23 protein-coding genes are annotated in these 20,253 nt (G+C 69.0%); 17 read left to right on the top strand and 6 right to left on the bottom strand.

What is annotated here, in order from left to right:
• Positions 1–43: 43 nt before the first annotated feature.
• The 6 genes from AQJ91_RS11050 to AQJ91_RS11025 form a co-directional block, all read right to left on the bottom strand.
• Positions 44–1,432: a M48 family metalloprotease gene (locus tag AQJ91_RS11050; protein WP_234382032.1), complete on the bottom strand. Its 1,389-nt coding sequence runs from the start codon at positions 1,430–1,432 to the stop codon at positions 44–46.
• A complete protein-coding gene (locus AQJ91_RS11045) occupies positions 1,360–1,929 on the bottom strand; it encodes a Pycsar system effector family protein (protein ID WP_067019020.1) in 570 nt (189 codons plus the stop codon). Before AQJ91_RS11045 ends, AQJ91_RS11050 begins: the two co-directional genes overlap by 73 nt.
• A complete protein-coding gene (locus AQJ91_RS54385; protein ID WP_199847900.1) occupies positions 1,926–4,118 on the bottom strand; it encodes a hypothetical protein in 2,193 nt (730 codons plus the stop codon). Before AQJ91_RS54385 ends, AQJ91_RS11045 begins: the two co-directional genes overlap by 4 nt.
• A 27-nt stretch (positions 4,119–4,145) precedes the next feature.
• Positions 4,146–6,377, bottom strand: a complete 2,232-nt coding sequence (locus tag AQJ91_RS11035; RefSeq protein WP_067019018.1) for a hypothetical protein — start codon at positions 6,375–6,377, stop codon at positions 4,146–4,148.
• Complete coding sequence (locus AQJ91_RS11030; RefSeq protein WP_067019015.1) at positions 6,374–7,216, bottom strand: hypothetical protein; 843 nt, start codon at positions 7,214–7,216, stop codon at positions 6,374–6,376. The genes AQJ91_RS11035 and AQJ91_RS11030 overlap by 4 nt, the downstream gene beginning before the upstream one ends.
• Before the next feature lie 126 nt (positions 7,217–7,342).
• The gene (locus AQJ91_RS11025; RefSeq protein WP_067019013.1) at positions 7,343–8,098 is read right to left on the bottom strand and encodes a Crp/Fnr family transcriptional regulator; all 756 of its coding nucleotides are present in this window, start codon (positions 8,096–8,098) and stop codon (positions 7,343–7,345) included.
• Between the two features lie 172 nt (positions 8,099–8,270).
• Here AQJ91_RS11025 and AQJ91_RS11020 point away from each other — a divergent pair, with 172 nt between their 5' ends.
• From AQJ91_RS11020 to rplN, 17 genes are all read left to right on the top strand, one after another.
• Entirely contained in the window at positions 8,271–8,801 is a 531-nt protein-coding gene (locus AQJ91_RS11020) for a DUF1707 and DUF4190 domain-containing protein (protein WP_067019456.1), read from the top strand.
• Positions 8,802–9,131: 330 nt separating this feature from the next.
• A complete protein-coding gene (gene rpsL, locus AQJ91_RS11015) occupies positions 9,132–9,503 on the top strand; it encodes a 30S ribosomal protein S12 (RefSeq protein ID WP_003948652.1) in 372 nt (123 codons plus the stop codon).
• A 2-nt stretch (positions 9,504–9,505) separates the two neighbouring features.
• On the top strand, positions 9,506–9,976 hold the full coding sequence (gene rpsG / locus AQJ91_RS11010) for a 30S ribosomal protein S7 (RefSeq protein ID WP_003992340.1): 471 nt from the start codon (positions 9,506–9,508) through the stop codon (positions 9,974–9,976).
• A 39-nt stretch (positions 9,977–10,015) separates the two neighbouring features.
• Positions 10,016–12,142: an elongation factor G gene (gene fusA, locus AQJ91_RS11005; protein WP_067019011.1), complete on the top strand. Its 2,127-nt coding sequence runs from the start codon at positions 10,016–10,018 to the stop codon at positions 12,140–12,142.
• Between the two features lie 156 nt (positions 12,143–12,298).
• The gene (gene tuf, locus AQJ91_RS11000; protein ID WP_067019009.1) at positions 12,299–13,492 is read left to right on the top strand and encodes an elongation factor Tu; all 1,194 of its coding nucleotides are present in this window, start codon (positions 12,299–12,301) and stop codon (positions 13,490–13,492) included.
• Positions 13,493–14,387: 895 nt separating this feature from the next.
• A complete protein-coding gene (rpsJ, locus tag AQJ91_RS10995) occupies positions 14,388–14,696 on the top strand; it encodes a 30S ribosomal protein S10 (protein ID WP_003948644.1) in 309 nt (102 codons plus the stop codon).
• A gap of 17 nt (positions 14,697–14,713) precedes the next feature.
• Positions 14,714–15,358, top strand: coding sequence for a 50S ribosomal protein L3 (rplC, locus tag AQJ91_RS10990; RefSeq protein ID WP_067019007.1), 645 nt, complete (start codon positions 14,714–14,716; stop codon positions 15,356–15,358).
• An 8-nt stretch (positions 15,359–15,366) separates the two neighbouring features.
• Entirely contained in the window at positions 15,367–16,032 is a 666-nt protein-coding gene (gene rplD / locus AQJ91_RS10985) for a 50S ribosomal protein L4 (RefSeq protein ID WP_067019005.1), read from the top strand.
• Positions 16,032–16,451, top strand: a complete 420-nt coding sequence (gene rplW, locus AQJ91_RS10980; RefSeq protein WP_067019003.1) for a 50S ribosomal protein L23 — start codon at positions 16,032–16,034, stop codon at positions 16,449–16,451. The genes rplD and rplW overlap by 1 nt, the downstream gene beginning before the upstream one ends.
• A gap of 50 nt (positions 16,452–16,501) precedes the next feature.
• Positions 16,502–17,338: a 50S ribosomal protein L2 gene (rplB, locus tag AQJ91_RS10975; protein ID WP_007384068.1), complete on the top strand. Its 837-nt coding sequence runs from the start codon at positions 16,502–16,504 to the stop codon at positions 17,336–17,338.
• 12 nt (positions 17,339–17,350) lie between these two features.
• The gene (rpsS, locus tag AQJ91_RS10970) at positions 17,351–17,632 is read left to right on the top strand and encodes a 30S ribosomal protein S19 (RefSeq protein WP_007384069.1); all 282 of its coding nucleotides are present in this window, start codon (positions 17,351–17,353) and stop codon (positions 17,630–17,632) included.
• A 41-nt stretch (positions 17,633–17,673) separates the two neighbouring features.
• Positions 17,674–18,021 (top strand): 50S ribosomal protein L22, encoded by a 348-nt coding sequence (gene rplV, locus AQJ91_RS10965; protein ID WP_003974262.1) that lies wholly within the window; start codon positions 17,674–17,676, stop codon positions 18,019–18,021.
• Positions 18,021–18,845 (top strand): 30S ribosomal protein S3, encoded by an 825-nt coding sequence (rpsC, locus tag AQJ91_RS10960; protein WP_067019001.1) that lies wholly within the window; start codon positions 18,021–18,023, stop codon positions 18,843–18,845. The genes rplV and rpsC overlap by 1 nt, the downstream gene beginning before the upstream one ends.
• A gap of 5 nt (positions 18,846–18,850) precedes the next feature.
• A complete protein-coding gene (gene rplP, locus AQJ91_RS10955; protein WP_004927269.1) occupies positions 18,851–19,270 on the top strand; it encodes a 50S ribosomal protein L16 in 420 nt (139 codons plus the stop codon).
• The gene (gene rpmC / locus AQJ91_RS10950; RefSeq protein ID WP_003998824.1) at positions 19,270–19,494 is read left to right on the top strand and encodes a 50S ribosomal protein L29; all 225 of its coding nucleotides are present in this window, start codon (positions 19,270–19,272) and stop codon (positions 19,492–19,494) included. Before rplP ends, rpmC begins: the two co-directional genes overlap by 1 nt.
• Complete coding sequence (gene rpsQ, locus AQJ91_RS10945) at positions 19,494–19,781, top strand: 30S ribosomal protein S17 (protein WP_010354232.1); 288 nt, start codon at positions 19,494–19,496, stop codon at positions 19,779–19,781. The genes rpmC and rpsQ overlap by 1 nt, the downstream gene beginning before the upstream one ends.
• Positions 19,782–19,884: 103 nt before the next feature.
• Positions 19,885–20,253, top strand: coding sequence for a 50S ribosomal protein L14 (gene rplN, locus AQJ91_RS10940; protein ID WP_003992364.1), 369 nt, complete (start codon positions 19,885–19,887; stop codon positions 20,251–20,253).

Genomic DNA, 20,253 nt, shown 5'->3' with positions numbered 1-20,253 from the left:
CCCTTCGGCGTACCCGAAGACTTCAGCAGACCTCAGTGGGACTTCAGTGACGCTGCGACTGGAGGTACGGCTGGAGGTGGTGCAGCCGGGTGTAGTAGTCCGGGTGCGAGGACAGCAGCTTGCTGAGCGGGCTCTCCTCGACCGGGACGCCGCCGTTGAGGGCGGCGAGCGCCGCCTTGCCCTGTTGTTCCTGCTGATGCAGCTTGCCCAGGACGGCGGCGAGCATCGGCGCGAAGCCCAGCGCGGCCGCGTGCTGGTCGGCGCGCAGCTCGGCGCGGCGGCCGACGGCGGCGAGCGCGTACGGCATGCCCAGGACCAGCAGTGGCAGGCCGTACAGCGAGCTGACCGTCGCCAGGGCGATGCCGCCGACGAACAGGGCGAAGAACACCACGCCGAAGCAGGAGAAGGCGCGCGAGACCTTGTACATCACGCCGGTCACGCCGCGTAGCACCCGCCAGGCGAGCCGGCCGGGCTGGGCGTACCAGTGGCCGAGCAGCGAGGACCAGGCGTGACCGCCGACGTGGTGGCCCAGCTCGTGCGCCATGACGGCGGCCAGTTCGCCGTTGGGCAGCTCGTTCATGGCGAAACGGGTGACGCCGACGATGTGGCCGGCCGCGGCGACCGCGTTCAGGCCGTCGCTGTCCTCCACCCACAGCTCGTAATTGCGGCCCTCGACGCCGGCCCGGGCCGTGACCTCACGCCAGACCGGTTCAAGTTTGGCTCGTTCTGGCGGCGTGGGGTAGCGCAAACGGAGCAGATGGCGCGCGAGGGCGCTTTCGGCGGGGCGGTGGAACACGAATGCGCCGCTGGCGAGCCAGGCCAGGATCACCAGGAAGGCGAAGTCGCCGAAGAAGAGGGAGACCAGGCCGACGACGAACAGGCTGCACAGGAAGTTCGGCAGGTAGAGCAGGAGATTGCCGACGGCGGTGGCGTCGGTGTGGCGCTGCTGGCTGGAGATGTGTACGCGGCCGCGGTCGGTGTTGATGTGGTGCGGGTGGTTTGGGTCGGTGGAGTCGTTCGTCGGGGCGGGTGGTGTCTGTGGTGTCTGTGGTTGCGGGGGTGACTGGGGGTACTGCGGCGGGATGGTGGGCGGTGTGGCGGCGGTCTGGGCGTACGGGTAGGTCGGGGGTGCGGTCGGGGGAATGGCTGTGGGGTACTCCGGGGGCTGTGCGGTGGTGGGGTACTGCGGGGGCTGGGGATATGCGGGGGCTGGGTGTACGTCGGCTGTGGCGGGGTCTGCTGGGGGTACTGCGGGGGGACCGAGGGCTGCGGCTGTGCAGGGGGCTCGGGCTCGGGGTGCTCCTGTGGGGCGGGTGGTGGCTGGGTCACGGTGGTTCCTTCGGTTGGCGGGGACGGCGGTCAGCCGGTCAGCAGGGAAGCGGGCAGGAGGAGCGTGCCGGTGCAGAAGGCGATCAGACCGGTACGGATCCACTGGTGTTTGCGCGCGGCTATCCGGCTGGTCTCGGTGAGCGCCGTGGTCAGACCGGCCGTGGGGTCGCGCTCGGTGTCGGCGAGTGCGGTGTCCAGCCGACCCATGCGGACGGCCTTCTGGATGTCGCCGAAGTAGGACAGGGGCTGCCCCGGCGCCCACCTCCCGGAGCGGTAGCGGGGCAGGACGGCCAGGAGCAGCGCGAACAGGGACAGGGCGAGGGAGGAGATCCCGGCCCACCACAGGGCGGTGCCCGGCGCGGAGAGTTCGGCCGGGGTCCAGTTCCGCCCGGCGAGCAGCCCGCTGAACACGCCGGCGGTCATTCCGAGCGCGGCGACGAGTACGGCCGCCTTGCTGTCGGCACGGGCGATCTCGCTCCGCAGGTCGGTGAGGAGGCGCTCGCACAGCTTTGCGCGGGCTGTGCCGACGGTGCCTGGGCCGGTGCCTGGCGTGCGGGCGCTTCCGGGCGTCGGGGTGGGCGTCGGGTCGAGCGTCGTCATCGGCCGTCGGCCTCCGGGGGTTTGGGGGTGCCGGACGTGGCGGGTGCGTCGGCGGAGGCGGTCGGGCCGGTTGGGGTGTCGCGCGAGGTGTGCGGTGCGGCTGGGGTGTCGCGCGAGGCGGTCGGGCCGACTGGAGCGTCGTCCGAGGTGTGCGGTGCGGCTGGGGTGTCGTTCGGGGCGGGGTACTCCGCGGTCTGCTGGCCCGGGATGGCCGGGGCCGGCGTTTCGGCGGCGTGCTGTGTCGGCGGCGCGGTCGGGGTGCTGCCGTAACCGGGCGGGGGCTGCCAGGCCTGGGACGTGCTGGGCGGCATTGATGGTGAGGGCGGGGGAGTGAGGGCGCCGGGGTGGGGCGAGTAGGGAGCGCCCGCCGCGGTTGCTGTGCCGGGAGCAGCGCCGGTCGGGGGCGGCGGGGTGAAAGTGCCGGGGTAGGGCGAGTAAGGGGCGCCCGGTGCGGATGCTGTGCCGGGATTGCCGGGCGCAGAGGGCGGAGCGTACGGAGTCGGTGATGGCGTGTACGGCGGTGTGCCCGCGCCGGGAGGGGCGGGGTGCGGCGTACCTGTGGGGCCTGCGTACGGCACGGTCGGCGTGGGTGTCACGGGGGGATACGGGGTGCCCGGGGCGGAAGGATACGGCCCGCCGGGGTAGGGGCCGCCGATGAACGTGCCCGGCGGGGGCTGGGGCGCGGGGTACGAGCCGTTGCCGTCCGGTGCGAGGCCGGTTGCCGTTGCGTTCGGCCCGGTGGTCGGAGAGGTGGGGCCCGCGGATGGCCCGGGGGCGCCAGGAGAACCGTTGGTGGCGCTTTGTTGGTGTGGGGCGTACGAGCCGTTGCCGTCCGGTGCGAGGCCGGTTGCCGTTGCGTTCGGCCCCGTCGTCGGAGGTGCGCGGTGCGCGGATGGCCCAGGGGCGCCGGGAACACCGTCGGTGGGTGTTTGCTGGTCCGGTGGGAAGGAGTCGTGGACGCCCGGGCTCTGCCCGACCGCCGTCGTCGTGCCGTCCGGGGCCTGGCCAGGGGCGACGGGCATGGCAGCCCCAGCGGTCTGGTGCTCGCCCGCCCCCGGATGCCCGTACCCCGGCTCGCTGCCGGTCGCCTGTGGGAGCAGAGGCGGGTTGTGCTGTACCCCCGGCAGGCGTTGGTTGAGGACGTCGCTGACCGTGCGTAGGGCCAGCTGCTTGGGACCCTCCAGTTCGAACTTCTCGGCGTTCTCGCCGTTCAGCAGCTCCTTCACCAGGTCCATCTGGGCCTGCACCATGCGGAGTTGGTCCTCGCGCATGGTGTGCATGACGAGACCGGTGTCCTCGGGGTGCTGGGCCAGGTGCAGGGCCCAGGCCTGGACGCCGCCCTGCTGGAGATGCCACTGGTAGTAGGCGATCTTCTGGGCCTCCAGCTGCTGCATCTCCAGCAGTTGCTGCCCCCGCTGGATGGCGAGCTGGTGCTCCCATGCCTGCTGCTGGAGGGCGAGTTCCTGGTGCTGTCTGCCGTAGGCCATGGCGCGGTCGAGCTGGAGCTGGTCCTGGTGCCGGTAGCGGCGGTCGGCCTCGGTGTCGACCTCGGTGCCACGCTGGGCCACGCGGATCTGCTCGGTGGCCGAGTGGTCGATCGACTGGAGCCGCTGCTGGTGCTCGATGTTGGCCTGGTCGCGCTTGACCCGCAGGGTCCAGGTGACTTGGAGTCCCGCGGTCGCGCCGAGCGGGTCCAGCGGGAGCAGGGTCCGCAGCAGTTCCTCCTCGGCCGCCGCGCTGTCGGCGATCGCGAAGCGGCGGGTGACCGGGCGGGCCACCTGCTGGAGCGTGCCGAGCAGCAGCTTGGGTACGTCCCGGTGGCCGCTCGCCACGAATCTCGCCGGGTCGAGCACCTGCCAGGAGAGGTCCACGTCGGCCGTGAACTCGAACGCGTCGTTGTCGCTGGGGAAGGTGAGCGTGCCGGTGAAGGGGTGAACGCCCATGTCCACCTCGTACACGGCCGTGTACCGATGGGACGCGATCTCGCCGCGCGTCGGGCGCCGGGGCGGCAGATAGGCCTCGTAGCCGCCCTTGGGGGTGGCGAAGACCAGGGCGTGGTCGATGCGGACGACGTGCTTGAGCGAGAGCTCGAAGCGCGACAGCTGCCGCACGGTGAGCACCGGGTCGACCAGCTGGGTGTGCCGGTCGGCCGGCTGCTGCCACTCGGGCTGGCGGTTGAAGGTGGGCATGGGGTCTGACTCCTCTGGGACGTACCGTCAGCGGGGTGGGAGCGTGGTCAGCAGGCGGTCGGCCACGCGCGGCCGGGGCGCGCCGTCCGCACCGGGCATGGTCCGCAGCAGATGGCTCAGCCGCTGGTACTCGGTCGGCGTGGTGACGAGCTGCGGCAGCAGCGCGGCCAGTGCCCACTCGGTGGCCTCGGACCGGTCGGCGATCAGCACCCAGTCGGCCAGTACATCGAGCGCGGACCCGGTGGTGTCGCGGTCGCCGAGCACCGCACGCCACAGGAAGGGGATGCCGTGCGCCGCCTCCTGGCCCCCGGTGGCCGCGTCGGCGTACCAGGTGAGGACCAGGGGCCGGCTGGCGCGGTCGTTCTCCTCCTCCTGGCGGCGGCAGGCGCTGATGAAGCCGCCCAGCGTCAGGGAGTGCACCGCGAGGTCGTCGTCGAGGTGCCGGCGCAGCTCGGCGAGGACCTGGTCGTGCGCGGGGGAGAGCAGCAGCAGCGCCACGGCGGCGGAGAGCTCCCGCACCATCTCCAGGTCGAAGTCGTCCGGGTCGTCGAGATCGTCGTAGAGGCGGCGGGCGGCGTCGCGCAGTGCGGCGAGCGCCTGCTCGGGCAGCTCCGGGCCGATCAGCGCGTACGCCCGGGCCGCCACCCAGCGCAGCCGCCGGTCCTCGCTCTGCGACCAGCCGTCGAGGATGCGCGGGACGTTGGGGGTGCCGATGACGTGGGCGAGCGTGAGGGAGTTGACCGCGACGAGCCGGTGCCGGAAGAGGTTGGACGTCGCCCACGGCTCGATGACCAGGGCCATCGCGGAGGGCAGGTCGGTGCGGGCGAGGACGGCGACGGTGGACGCGGCGCGGGTACGGACCAGGGGGCGCCCGTCGTCGGCGAGCCGGCGCAGCCACTCGACGAGCGCGGGCCGGGCGGACGGATGGCCGGTCCACACCTCGCGCAGCAGGACCAGGGGGGCCCGCTCGTCGACGAACCTCGCCTTCTGCTGGGTGACCGGGCCCCACTCGGTGTGCTCCTCGTCCTCGTACTTCTCGGCGCGGGCCAGTTGCAGCCGCTTGCCGATGTGCGTGCCGAAGACGGGGACCTCGGGGACCCGGGCGGAGTTCTCGGTCTTGAGCAGGAAGCGGAACAGCAGGTCGCTGAGCTCGGCGGTGAGGGCGTACGGGCCGCCGTCGAAGGCGGCCAGCGCGACGAGGAACGCCTTGTCGCGCAGGTGGATGGAGGCTTCGTCCTCCTCGAACCACTCCTGGACCTGGTTCTCCAGCGACTCCCGCGAGAAGCCGGTGACGTCGTCCTCGGTCGCCTCCCCGGCGGCGTACTTGCCGAGCCGGTCGGCGAAGGAGGCGATCTCGCGCAGCTGGTGGCTGCGACCGAGGAACTCGGCGACCGCCGGGAGTTCCAGCAGCTCGGCCGCGGTCTCCTCGCCGGTGTGGGTGCGCAGATGCGCGGCGAGCACCTCGGCGGCGGCCGGCGGCTGCCACACCACGCACGGCACGTCCTCCAGTACGGCGGTGAGGCCGACCGTGACCACCAGGTACGCGTCCTGCTCGGCGAGCCGGCTCCGGGCGGCGAGCAGGTGCGGTTCGCGCAGCGGGCTGCCGCGCCGGGTGGCCAGGTCGCACAGGACGTAGCCGCGGACCTGCGACTCGCTGTTCTGTGAGTCGGCCGGTGCGGTGATGCCGTCGGCGAGGGCGCTCGGTGTCGCGCTGTCGCGGTCCAGGATGTGTACGGGTGTGGCGCCGAGCCGGCGCAGCAGCATCAGGGCCGCCGTGTGCCGGCCGGTGAAACGGGCGCCGGACAGGACGAGGACGCGGTCGCGGCGCAGCCGGACCAGCAGGTTCTCGACGGTCTCCTCGTCGGCGACGAAGGAGTCCGCCAGCCGGTCCAGGTGGCGCTGCGGGACCTCGCCGGAGGTGGCGGCGGACAGGGAGTGGCCCGCGAGGGACCACTGGTGGATCTCCGTCTTGCCGCCCATGAACACGTCGCCGGTGACGTTGTGCTGGTCGCCGCCGATGTTCTGGTCGCCACCGAAGTAGCTGCCGCCGAACCGGGCCCGGGACCCGATCCGCATGGTTCTGGGGCTGTGGTCGATCAGGTCGCGCTGCGCCGCCCAGGCGTTCTGGGGCTGGTCGCGTTCCTCCGACTCCTCGCCCGCCGCCCCCGCCGCGGTCCGGTCGGCGGCCGCCGCCTCGCCGGACTGCTGGTCGCCGCCGCCCCCGGACGCGGGGCCGGAGTGTTCCGCTTCCTGTGTCATCCGCGGTCACCGCGCTTCGGACGCGGGCCGCCGGTGTAGTTGTGCTGGTCGCCACTGATGTTCTGGTCGCCGCCGAAGTAGCCGCCGCCGAACGAGACGGTCCCGTTGAAGACGGGGCCCGGCGCCGGTGCTCCCCCTGATCCGGCCGGCGCCGGGCGGTCCTGCGCGGGGGCCGCCTGCGGAGGAACCCGCGGCGCCGGGCGGTCCCCCGATCCGCCCGGCGCCTCCCCCGCCCCCGTGTCACCGTGGTCTTCGCCGGCCGCCCCGGAGGGCACCGGTCCGTACAGCCAGGCCCGCAGCGGGCCGTTCTTGCTCGACACCTCCACCGGGTGGAAGCCGTCGGCCGGGATGCCCGGGTGGTCGTGCCGTACGACTCCCGTGTACAGCGCGTCCGAGACGCACAGCGCGAAGTCGTCCGACCGCTCGCGCAGGGCGTCCCGCAGTACGTCGGCGTCCAGCAGCCGGCAGGCGTGGTTCAGGTCGGAGCCGACCCAGCCGTCGTGCTGGTCGACGGCGACGTAGCCGGTGGCGACGACCCCGCGCAGCCGGATCTGCGCCGACCGGGACGCCATGCGGTTGACCGCCCGCAGCTGCGCCGGGACCTCCGTGAGCAGCGCCCGCAGCAGTGCCGTGACCGGGGCGTTGGCGTCGATGAGCTCCATCACGGAGTCCCCGCGGTCGGCACGCATCCGCCGCGTCTCGTCGATGCCCGCGGTCTGCAGCGCGCGGTCGGTGATGTCGTAGAGCATGCGCCGCAGATAGGCCTGCTCCACGTCGTCCCGGTGGCTGAACCTCTCGATGTCCAGCAGCAGGATCGTGCGGCTCACGGGGTCGGTCATGGTCGCCTCTCGAAGGGGGGTGGCGTGCAGACCAGAAGCGTGGTGCGGGACGGCCTGCGGTGGTGAGGGCGGATGACCCATTCGGAGTGTGACCGTGTGCACAGAACGGCGGTTGAGACCGCTGTGTCAGTCCTCGCGCGGTGCGGGCGGCGAGGGGATCCCCGGCGCGGGGGCCGTCGCCGCGATACGGCGCAGGATGTCGGGCCGCCGGATCAGCATCGTGCGGCGTCCGGTGACGACGGCCTCCTTGTCCCGGAGCTCCCTGAGCAGGCGCTGGACCATCTCGCGGGAGGCGCCCACCGAGCCCGCGAGCTCCTGTTTGCTGAGCGGTACGGCCAGCTCCACGCCCTCGGGGGTGCGGCGGCCGTGGGTGCGGGCGAGGTCCAGGAGCAGGACGGCGAACCGTTCCCGCACGCTCATCGACGCGAACTCCAGCCGGCGCCGGTCGGCCGCCCGGGTGCGGTCGGCGGTGAGCCCGAGGAGGGCGAAGGAGACGGCGGGGGAGCGGTTCAGGAAGTCCTTGAAGCGCTCGTGCTCGACCACCACCGCCTGGACCGGTTCCAGCGCGGTCACCGTCGCCGACCGCGGCCGTCCGGTCAGCACCGCCGACTCGCCGACGATGTCGCCGGGGCCGCGCAGGGCCAGCAGCGCCTCGTAGCCGTTGGCCGCGGACGCGGTGACCTTGGTCCAGCCGCCCACCAGGAACAGCACGTGCGAGGAGGGCTCGTGCTGGTGCAGCAGCACCATGCGGGGCGTGAAGTCCAGGGTGCGGCCGAGCGCCAGCATCGCCGAGCGGTCCTCGCTCTCCAGCCGGGCCAGGAACGGCACCCGGTCGTCCAGGCCACCGTCGTCCGGCGAGTACGCCGGCGTCCACGTCGTCATGCACTTCCCCCGAACCTTGGCACCGGACGGATCAACGTACTGAACGCGCGCGAGTGCGCGTCCCGAAAGAGCGCGATCCGGCCAATGCGGGCGCCGGTCTTTGCGCCAGGCCACACCAAATGCGGGCGTAGGCGCATCATGGAGACATCTCGCCGTCCGGGAGGTGCTCCCCGTGTCGTATCCGTCGTGGCAGCCGTGGCAGGGCGGAGGCGTCCCGCAGCCCTGGCAGGGCCACAGCGTCCCGTCCCTGCTCGCCTCGCACGCCGACCGGGAGCGGGCCGTGGACGTGCTCAGAGCCGGGTTCGGGGAGGGGCGGCTGGAGAAGGGCGAGTTCGACCGGCGGGTGGAGCGGGCCTACGCGGCCCGTACGGTGGGGGAGCTGGCGCTGCTCGTCGCCGATCTGCCCGCGGGGCCGGTGGCGCAGCCGGCGGTCGTGCCGCGGACGTTTCTGCCCGCCCCACGGCCGCGGACCAACGGCAAGGCGGTCGGGGCGGCCGTCTGCGGGCTGTTCTGTCTGGCCACGTTCGGGCTCACCGGGATCCCGGCCGTGGTCCTGGGGCATGCCGCGCGTTCCGAGATCCGGCGGACCGGGGAGGGCGGTGACGGCCTCGCGCTGACGGGGCTCATCCTCGGCTGGCTGGCGACCGGCGGATGGGCGCTCGTGCTGACGCTGATGGTCATGGCGGGGCTCGCGGCGGGATGACCGTCGTACCGTGCCGGTGACGTGATCGGATCGCGGATTCGAAGATCACGGACGGTGGATGGCCTTGACATGTTCCGCGTGGTGATGCGGGCGAGGTCCATTTGTTTTGACCGCAGCGAATGCGGTAGGTACGCTCAGACCTTGTGCCTGGGGTGTGCCCTGGCTCTCGTGCGTGCCATCACACCGCATTGGGGGCCGAGAACGGCCACCGTAATCTGCGCCTCTTTCTGCCTCGCGGCGGAAGTCCGCGGGATTCGACACACCCGACCGCGTGGGTCGGCGATGTTCCAGGTTAGCTTCACCATTCGGCACACAGAAACCGGAGAAGTAGTGCCTACGATCCAGCAGCTGGTCCGCAAGGGCCGGCAGGACAAGGTCGAGAAGAACAAGACGCCCGCACTCGAGGGTTCTCCTCAGCGTCGTGGCGTCTGCACGCGTGTGTTCACGACCACCCCGAAGAAGCCGAACTCGGCCCTGCGTAAGGTCGCGCGTGTGCGTCTGACCAGCGGGATCGAGGTCACCGCTTACATTCCGGGTGAGGGACACAACCTGCAGGAGCACTCCATCGTGCTCGTGCGCGGCGGCCGTGTGAAGGACCTGCCGGGTGTTCGCTACAAGATCATCCGTGGTTCGCTCGACACCCAGGGTGTCAAGAACCGCAAGCAGGCCCGCAGCCGCTACGGCGCCAAGAAGGAGAAGTAAGAATGCCTCGTAAGGGCCCCGCCCCGAAGCGCCCGGTCATCATCGACCCGGTCTACGGTTCTCCTCTTGTCACGTCGCTCATCAACAAGGTGCTGCTGAACGGCAAGCGCTCCACCGCCGAGCGCATCGTCTACGGCGCCATGGAGGGTCTGCGTGAGAAGACGGGCAACGACCCGATCATCACGCTGAAGCGCGCGCTGGAGAACATCAAGCCGACCCTCGAGGTCAAGTCCCGCCGTGTCGGTGGTGCGACGTACCAGGTCCCGATCGAGGTCAAGCCCGGTCGCGCCAACACGCTCGCGCTGCGCTGGCTGGTCGGTTACTCCCGCGCCCGTCGCGAGAAGACCATGACCGAGCGTCTCCTCAACGAGCTTCTCGACGCCTCGAACGGCCTCGGTGCGGCCGTGAAGAAGCGCGAGGACACGCACAAGATGGCCGAGTCCAACAAGGCCTTCGCGCACTACCGCTGGTAGTCGCTACCCACATCGAGACCGAGAGAAGACTGAAGCCTTATGGCTACCACTTCACTTGACCTGGCCAAGGTCCGCAACATCGGGATCATGGCCCACATCGACGCGGGCAAGACGACCACCACCGAGCGGATCCTGTTCTACACCGGTGTGTCCTACAAGATCGGTGAGGTCCACGACGGCGCTGCCACCATGGACTGGATGGAGCAGGAGCAGGAGCGTGGCATCACGATCACCTCTGCTGCCACCACCTGTCACTGGCCGCTGGCCGACGTCGACCACACCATCAACATCATCGACACCCCGGGTCACGTGGACTTCACCGTCGAGGTGGAGCGCTCCCTGCGTGTGCTCGACGGCGCCGTGACGGTGTTCGACGGCGTCGCCGGCGTCGAGCCCCAGTCCGAGACGGTGTGGCGTCAGGCGGACCGCTACGGCGTGCCGCGTATCTGCTTCGTCAACAAGCTCGACCGGACCGGTGCCGAGTTCCACCGCTGCGTCGACATGATCTCTGACCGCCTCGGCGCTCAGCCGATCGTCATGCAGCTCCCGATCGGTGCCGAGGCCGACTTCAAGGGCGTCGTCGACCTGGTCACGATGAAGGCGTTCGTGTGGTCCGCCGAGGCCACCAAGGGCGAGATGTACGACGTCGTCGACATCCCGGCCACGCACGCCGAGGCTGCCGAGGAGTACCGCGGCAAGCTGATCGAGGCCGTCGCCGAGAACGACGAAGAGATCATGGAGCTGTACCTGGAGGGCGAGGAGCCCTCCGAGGAGCAGCTGTACGCCGCGATCCGTCGCATCACCATCGCGTCCGGCAAGTCCAAGGACACCACCGTCACCCCGGTGTTCTGCGGTACGGCCTTCAAGAACAAGGGCGTCCAGCCCCTGCTCGACGCGGTCGTGCGCTACCTCCCCTCCCCCCTGGATGTCGAGGCCATCGAGGGCCACGACGTGAAGGACCCGGAGGTCGTGGTCAAGCGCAAGCCGTCCGAGGACGAGCCGCTGTCCGCCCTCGCGTTCAAGATCATGAGCGACCCGCACCTCGGCAAGCTCACCTTCGTCCGGGTCTACTCGGGCCGCCTGGAGTCCGGCACCGCCGTGCTGAACTCCGTCAAGGGCAAGAAGGAGCGCATCGGCAAGATCTACCGCATGCACGCGAACAAGCGTGAGGAGATCGACGCGGTGGGCGCCGGCGACATCATCGCCGTCATGGGTCTGAAGCAGACCACGACCGGTGAGACGCTGTGCGACGACAAGCAGCCGGTGATCCTGGAGTCCATGGACTTCCCGGCGCCGGTCATCCAGGTCGCCATCGAGCCCAAGTCGAAGGGCGACCAGGAGAAGCTGGGCGTCGCGATCCAGCGCCTGGCCGAGGAGGACCCGTCCTTCCAGGTCCACTCGGACGAGGAGACCGGCCAGACCATCATCGGTGGCATGGGCGAGCTGCACCTCGAGGTGCTGGTCGACCGTATGCGCCGCGAGTTCAAGGTCGAGGCCAACGTCGGCAAGCCGCAGGTCGCGTACCGTGAGACGATCCGCAAGGCCGTCGAGCGCGTGGACTACACCCACAAGAAGCAGACCGGTGGTACCGGTCAGTTCGCCAAGGTGCAGATCGCGATCGAGCCCATCGAGGGCGGCGACGCCTCGTACGAGTTCGTGAACAAGGTGACCGGTGGTCGTATCCCGAAGGAGTACATCCCTTCGGTCGACGCCGGTGCGCAGGAGGCCATGCAGTTCGGCATCCTGGCCGGCTACGAGATGACGGGCGTCCGCGTCACGCTCATCGACGGTGGCTACCACGAGGTCGACTCCTCCGAGCTCGCCTTCAAGATCGCCGGTTCGCAGGCGTTCAAGGAGGCCGCGCGCAAGGCCAGCCCCGTGCTCCTCGAGCCGATGATGGCCGTCGAGGTCACCACGCCCGAGGACTACATGGGCGAGGTCATCGGCGACATCAACTCCCGCCGTGGCCAGATCCAGGCCATGGAGGAGCGGGCCGGTGCCCGCGTCGTGAAGGGCCTCGTGCCCCTCTCGGAGATGTTCGGCTACGTCGGAGACCTCCGCAGCAAGACGTCGGGTCGCGCAAGCTACTCGATGCAGTTCGACTCCTACGCCGAGGTTCCGCGGAACGTCGCCGAGGAGATCATCGCGAAGGCCAAGGGCGAGTAACGCACTCCGCTTGCACGCTTTAGGCTTGACTCCGGAGCCTCAGGGGGCATTCCACCGCAATAGCGGCCGGAATGCCCCGGGACCCGGACTTTCCAGCAAAGATCACCTGGCGCCGATGAAGCAAGGCGTTCAGAACCACTCCACAGGAGGACCCCAGTGGCGAAGGCGAAGTTCGAGCGGACTAAGCCGCACGTCAACATCGGCACCATCGGTCACATCGACCACGGTAAGACGACCCTCACGGCCGCCATTACCAAGGTGCTGCACGACGCGTTCCCGGACCTGAACGAGGCCTCGGCGTTCGACCAGATCGACAAGGCTCCTGAGGAGCGCCAGCGCGGTATCACCATCTCCATCGCGCACGTCGAGTACCAGACGGAGACCCGTCACTACGCCCACGTCGACTGCCCCGGTCACGCGGACTACATCAAGAACATGATCACGGGTGCGGCGCAGATGGACGGCGCCATCCTCGTTGTCGCCGCCACCGACGGCCCGATGCCGCAGACCAAGGAGCACGTGCTCCTGGCCCGCCAGGTCGGCGTTCCGTACATCGTCGTCGCTCTGAACAAGGCCGACATGGTGGACGACGAGGAGATCCTGGAGCTCGTCGAGCTCGAGGTCCGTGAGCTCCTCTCCGAGTACGAGTTCCCGGGCGACGACCTGCCGGTCGTCAAGGTCTCGGCGCTCAAGGCGCTCGAGGGCGACAAGGAGTGGGGCCAGTCGGTCCTGGACCTGATGAAGGCCGTCGACGAGTCGATCCCGGAGCCGGAGCGCGACGTCGACAAGCCGTTCCTCATGCCGATCGAGGACGTCTTCACGATCACCGGTCGCGGTACGGTCGTCACCGGCCGCATCGAGCGTGGTGTCCTGAAGGTCAACGAGACCGTCGACATCATCGGCATCAAGACCGAGAAGACCACCACCACGGTCACCGGCATCGAGATGTTCCGCAAGCTGCTCGACGAGGGCCAGGCCGGTGAGAACGTCGGTCTGCTGCTCCGTGGCATCAAGCGCGAGGACGTCGAGCGCGGCCAGGTCATCATCAAGCCGGGCTCGGTCACCCCGCACACCGAGTTCGAGGCGCAGGCCTACATCCTGTCCAAGGACGAGGGTGGCCGCCACACGCCGTTCTTCAACAACTACCGTCCGCAGTTCTACTTCCGTACGACTGACGTGACCGGTGTTGTGACCCTCCCCGAGGGCACCGAGATGGTCATGCCCGGCGACAACACTGAGATGAAGGTCGAGCTCATCCAGCCCATCGCCATGGAAGAGGGCCTGAAGTTCGCCATCCGCGAGGGTGGCCGGACCGTGGGCGCCGGCCAGGTCACCAAGATCAACAAGTAAGTCTGTTGATTGACCTGGTAGCTCCAGCTTGAGCTGAGCTCCTGAAGGGGCCCGTACGACTTCGGTCGTGCGGGCCCCTTCGCTGTTGCCCGGGGAGGGGCAGAAGACGGGGAGGGCTCGGCGTGCGCTGTACGGGCGGCTTCCTCCCGTGCCGAAGGCGTATTCCCACGCCGGACGGCGGTGGGGCGATGTCGCGCTTCAGTCAGGCGGCGACGCCGGGGCGAGGTGGACGGTGTCGCAGGCCGAGAGCAGGAGGCGAGGGGCTTGCGCGGGGCTCGTTTCTTCGGGGCCGTACGGGACCGTCGTCGTGGCCGGGGTGGTTGCAGGAGATCGCGCGGGTGACGATGTGGCCGCCGGGGATCTGGTTCGCGTACGCGGCGGAGGTAGGCGACTTCGGCCCCACACGGTCTCGCGTGGCCGAGGAGCGTCAGAGCCCGGGTCGTCGTTCGTTCCAGCCGCGGGCTACGGCGCGCAGTGCCAAGTCTGGAGGCAGGCAGGTTTGACCTACGTCACTCCCCGGGTATTGTCTCCGGCCCGATTGGCCAGGGCCCTGCCCCATATGGCAGACTGTCCGAGTTGCTCGGTCGAGTGTTGATGCTGCGCGCCTCCCGCCGGGAGGACCGGAAGCGAGTCCCACAGTACTCGTCAACCCCGTGTGGGTTGGACGTACGGGAATCTTCCGGGAAGTGTCAGTGCGGCACCGGCCAGGCGCCCGGTGGACCTCTCGTCCTCGGCTTGCGGTTCCGGAAGGGCCGTGTTCATTCCCTGCAGGGATGTTCGAACAAGGGGCATCTGTGTCAGCGAGAGTGCGACACGCCCGACCGCGTGGGTCGGAGGAAGAGGGCTTGGGACACCGGGTTCCAGAGCGTTAGAGAGACAGGACTACTGAGTAGCCATGGCGGGACAGAAGATCCGCATCCGGCTCAAGGCCTACGACCACGAGGTCATCGACAGCTCGGCGAAGAAGATCGTCGAGACGGTGACGCGTACTGGTGCGTCGGTCGCGGGCCCGGTGCCGCTGCCCACTGAGAAGAACGTGTACTGCGTCATCAAGTCGCCGCACAAGTACAAGGACTCGCGCGAGCACTTCGAGATGCGCACGCACAAGCGCCTGATCGACATTCTCGACCCGACGCCCAAGACCGTTGACTCTCTGATGCGACTCGACCTCCCGGCCGGTGTCGACATCGAGATCAAGCTCTGAGGGTCGGTGATCTGAGAATGGCTAAGCAGATCAAGGGCATCCTGGGCGAGAAGCTCGGCATGACGCAGGTGTGGGACGCGAACAACCGTGTTGTTCCGGTCACCGTCGTCAAGGCCGGCCCCAACGTCGTCACCCAGGTCCGTACGAACGACACCGACGGCTACGAGTCGGTCCAGATCGCCTTCGGCGAGATCGACCCGCGCAAGGTGAACAAGCCTCTCAAGGGCCACTTCTCCAAGGCCGATGTCACTCCCCGCCGCCACCTCGTCGAGATCCGTACCGCTGACGCCAGCGAGTACACCCTCGGCCAGGAGATCACCGCTGAGGTGTTCGAGGCCGGCATCAAGGTCGACGTGACCGGCAAGAGCAAGGGCAAGGGCTTCGCCGGTGTCATGAAGCGTCACAACTTCAAGGGCCTCGGCGCCGGACACGGCACCCAGCGCAAGCACCGCTCTCCCGGTTCCATCGGTGGCTGCGCCACCCCGGGCCGTGTGTTCAAGGGCCTCCGCATGGCGGGTCGTATGGGCAACGAGCGGGTCACCACCCAGAACCTGACCGTCCACGCCGTTGACGCGGAGAAGGGTCTGCTGCTCATCAAGGGCGCGGTTCCCGGTCCGAACGGCGGCCTCGTCCTGGTCCGCACCGCGGCCAAGGGGGCCTGAGGTAACCGATGAGCACTGTTGACATCCTTTCGCCGGCGGGCGACAAGGCCGGTACCGTCGAGCTCCCCGCGGAGATCTTCGACGTAGAGAAGATCAGCGTCCCGCTGCTTCACCAGGTCGTCGTCGCACAGCTGGCCGCTGCCCGCCAGGGCACGCACAAGACCAAGACCCGCGGCGAGGTTCGTGGTGGCGGTAAGAAGCCTTACCGTCAGAAGGGCACCGGCCGTGCGCGCCAGGGCTCTACCCGCGCGCCGCAGTTCGCCGGTGGTGGCGTCGTGCACGGTCCCGTGCCGCGTGACTACTCGCAGCGGACCCCGAAGAAGATGAAGGCCGCGGCCCTGCGCCACGCCCTCACCGACCGGGCCCGCAACAACCGCATCCACGTCGTCTCCGGCGTCATCGAGGGTGAGACCCCCTCGACGAAGGCCGCCAAGTCGCTGTTCGGCAAGATCTCGGAGCGCAAGAACCTGCTCCTGGTCGTCGACCGTGCCGACGAGGCCGCGTGGCTGTCCGCCCGCAACCTGCCCCAGGTCCACATCCTGGAGCCTGGCCAGCTGAACACGTACGACGTTCTCGTCTCGGACGACGTGGTCTTCACCCAGGCCGCGCTCGAGTCCTTCGTGTCTGGCGCGCCCCAGTCGCCGGCTGCTGACACCGAAGGGAGCGAGGCCTGATGGCTACGCGTCACCCGAGCATTGCCCCCAAGGCGGCCAAGGCCGCCAAGGCCGCGCGCGTCGCCAAGGCGCGCCGCCACGCCGCCGAGGGCAAGAACACCGTCGAGACCCCGCTGAGCAAGTCCTTCACGGACCCCCGTGACGTGCTGATCAAGCCGGTCGTCTCCGAGAAGAGCTACGCGCTTCTCGACGAGAACAAGTACACGTTCATCGTCGACCCCAGCGCCAACAAGACCCAGATCAAGCAGGCCGTCCAGGCGGTCTTCTCGGTCAAGGTCACCGGGGTCAACACGATCAACCGCCAGGGCAAGCGCAAGCGGACGAAGACGGGCTTCGGCAAGCGTGCCGACAGCAAGCGCGCGATCGTGACCCTTGCCGAGGGCGACCGTATCGACATCTTCGGCGGTCCGACCGCGTAAGCGGGTCGGAGCGTCCAGATAATCGGGAAACTTCCGAGGACTGAGAGACAATGGGAATCCGCAAGTACAAGCCGACTACGCCGGGCCGCCGTGGCTCCAGCGTCGCCGACTTCGTCGAGGTCACGCGGTCCACGCCGGAGAAGTCGCTGGTCCGCCCGCTGCACAGCAAGGGCGGCCGTAACAACGCCGGTCGTGTGACCGTTCGCCACCAGGGTGGCGGACACAAGCGCGCCTACCGAGTGATCGACTTCCGTCGTCACGACAAGGACGGCGTGCCGGCGAAGGTCGCGCACATCGAGTACGACCCCAACCGCACCGCGCGCATCGCGCTGCTGCACTACGCCGACGGCGAGAAGCGCTACATCCTCGCCCCGCGCAACCTGCAGCAGGGTGACCGCGTCGAGAACGGTCCCGGGGCCGACATCAAGCCGGGCAACAACCTGGCCCTCCGCAACATCCCGGTCGGTACCACGATCCACGCGATCGAGCTCCGTCCCGGTGGCGGTGCCAAGTTCGCCCGCTCCGCCGGTGCCTCGGTGCAGCTGCTCGCGAAGGAGGGCACGATGGCCCACCTTCGTATGCCCTCCGGTGAGATCCGCCTGGTCGACCAGCGCTGCCGCGCCACGGTCGGCGAGGTCGGCAACGCCGAGCAGAGCAACATCAACTGGGGCAAGGCCGGCCGCAAGCGCTGGCTGGGCGTTCGCCCGACCGTGCGCGGTGTGGCGATGAACCCGGTTGACCACCCGCACGGTGGTGGTGAGGGCAAGACCTCCGGTGGTCGCCACCCGGTCTCCCCGTGGGGTCAGAAGGAGGGTCGTACTCGTTCGCCGAAGAAGGCTTCGAACAAGTACATCGTCCGCCGCCGCAAGACGAACAAGAAGCGCTAGGAGCGGGTTTAGATGCCGCGCAGTCTCAAGAAGGGGCCCTTCGTCGACGACCACCTGATCAAGAAGGTGGACGCCCAGAACGAAGCGGGTTCCAAGAACGTCATCAAGACCTGGTCCCGTCGCTCGATGATCGTCCCGGCCATGCTCGGCCACACGATCGCGGTGCACAACGGCAAGACCCACATTCCGGTGTTTGTCACCGAGTCGATGGTCGGCCACAAGCTCGGCGAGTTCTCGCCGACGCGCACCTTCCGGGGTCACGTCAAGGACGACCGGAAGTCGAAGCGCCGCTAACGCGGGGTGGAATGACCATGACAGACACTGGAAGGACAACCATGGAAGCCAGGGCCCAGGCGCGGTACATCCGCGTTACGCCCATGAAGGCCCGCCGCGTGGTGGACCTTATCCGTGGCATGGACGCCACGGAGGCTCAGGCGGTCCTGCGTTTCGCCCCGCAGGCCGCGAGCGTGCCGGTCGGCAAGGTGCTGGACAGCGCCATCGCCAACGCCGCGCACAACTACGACCACACCGACGCCGACAGCCTCTTCATCTCCGAGGCGTACGTCGACGAGGGCCCGACCCTGAAGCGGTTCCGTCCGCGCGCCCAGGGCCGTGCCTACCGGATCCGCAAGCGGACCAGCCACATCACCGTGGTCGTCAGCAGCAAGGAAGGAACCCGGTAATGGGCCAGAAGGTAAACCCGCACGGGTTCCGGCTCGGCATCACCACCGACTTCAAGTCGCGTTGGTACGCCGACAAGCTGTACAAGGACTACGTCAAGGAAGACGTCGCCATCCGTCGGATGATGACGTCCGGCATGGAGCGCGCCGGCATCTCGAAGGTGGAGATCGAGCGCACCCGTGACCGCGTCCGTGTGGACATCCACACGGCCCGTCCGGGCATCGTCATCGGCCGCCGTGGCGCCGAGGCCGACCGCATCCGCGGTGACCTCGAGAAGCTCACGGGCAAGCAGGTCCAGCTGAACATCCTCGAGGTCAAGAGCCCCGAGACCGACGCTCAGCTGGTTGCCCAGGCCGTCGCCGAGCAGCTCTCCTCCCGCGTCTCCTTCCGTCGCGCCATGCGTAAGAGCATGCAGGGCACGATGAAGGCCGGCGCCAAGGGCATCAAGATCCAGTGCGGTGGCCGCCTCGGTGGCGCCGAGATGTCCCGCTCGGAGTTCTACCGCGAGGGCCGTGTGCCCCTGCACACGCTCCGCGCGAACGTGGACTACGGCTTCTTCGAGGCCAAGACGACCTTCGGCCGTATCGGTGTGAAGGTCTGGATCTACAAGGGCGACGTCAAGAACATCGCCGAGGTCCGCGCCGAGAACGCCGCTGCCCGTGCGGGTAACCGCCCGGCCCGCGGTGGTGCCGACCGCCCGGCCCGTGGTGGCCGCGGTGGCGAGCGGCGCGGTCGCAAGCCGCAGCAGGCTGCCGGCGCCGAGGCCCCCAAGGCCGAGGCCCCCGCTGCCGCCGCTCCGGCTGAGAGCACCGGAACGGAGGCCTGACCGACATGCTGATCCCCCGTAGGGTCAAGCACCGCAAGCAGCACCACCCGAAGCGCCGTGGTCAGGCCAAGGGCGGTACGACGGTCGCGTTCGGCGAGTACGGCATCCAGGCCCTCACGCCGGCGTACGTGACCAACCGCCAGATCGAGGCGGCCCGTATCGCGATGACCCGCCACATCAAGCGTGGTGGCAAGGTCTGGATCAACATCTACCCGGACCGCCCGCTCACGAAGAAGCCTGCCGAGACCCGCATGGGTTCCGGTAAGGGTTCGCCGGAGTGGTGGATCGCGAACGTGCACCCGGGCCGGGTCATGTTCGAGCTGTCCTACCCCAACGAGAAGATCGCCCGTGAGGCCCTGACTCGCGCAGCCCACAAGCTGCCGATGAAGTGCCGGATCGTCAAGCGCGAGGCAGGTGAAGCGTGATGTCGGCCGGTACCAAGGCGTCCGAGCTGCGCGAGCTGGGTGACGAGGAGCTTCTGGCGAAGCTTCGCGAAGCCAAGGAAGAGCTGTTCAACCTCCGCTTCCAGGCGGCGACGGGTCAGCTCGAGAACCACGGTCGGCTGAAGGCCGTCCGTAAGGACATCGCGCGGATCTACACCCTGATGCGTGAGCGCGAGCTGGGCATCGAGACGGTGGAGAGCGCCTGATGAGTGAGAACAACGTGACTGAGCAGACTGCAGAGGCCCGCGGCTTCCGCAAGACCCGTGAGGGTCTCGTCGTCAGCGACAAGATGGACAAGACCGTCGTCGTCGCCGTCGAGGACCGCGTCAAGCACGCGCTGTACGGCAAGGTCATCCGCCGTACGAACAAGCTCAAGGCGCACGACGAGCAGAACGCTGCGGGCGTCGGCGACCGCGTCCTCCTCATGGAGACGCGTCCGCTGTCCGCGACGAAGCGCTGGCGCATCGTCGAGATCCTCGAGAAGGCCAAGTAATTCCTGCGGGGCAAACCCGGCAGGTCAGTTCCGCCAGGCTCGGCGAGCTCCGTAAGTCACTTACGGAGCTCGCCGGGAACCGGCAGACACACAGGAGATAGACGTGATCCAGCAGGAGTCGCGACTGCGCGTCGCCGACAACACTGGTGCGAAGGAAATCCTTTGCATCCGTGTGCTCGGTGGCTCCGGTCGCCGCTACGCGGGCATCGGTGACGTCATCGTCGCCACCGTCAAGGACGCGATCCCCGGCGGCAACGTGAAGAAGGGTGACGTCATCAAGGCGGTCATCGTTCGCACCGTCAAGGAGCGCCGCCGTCCGGACGGCTCGTACATCCGCTTCGACGAGAACGCCGCTGTCATTCTGAAGAACGACGGCGACCCTCGCGGCACCCGTATCTTCGGCCCCGTCGGCCGTGAGCTGCGCGAGAAGAAGTTCATGAAGATCATCTCGCTCGCGCCGGAGGTGCTGTAA

Origin of the sequence: Streptomyces dysideae (assembly GCF_001514305.1) — a bacterium.
GTDB lineage: Bacteria > Actinomycetota > Actinomycetes > Streptomycetales > Streptomycetaceae > Streptomyces > Streptomyces dysideae.
The sequence above is the reverse complement of the archived record's forward strand: the minus strand, read 5'-3'. Positions and strand labels throughout refer to the sequence as shown.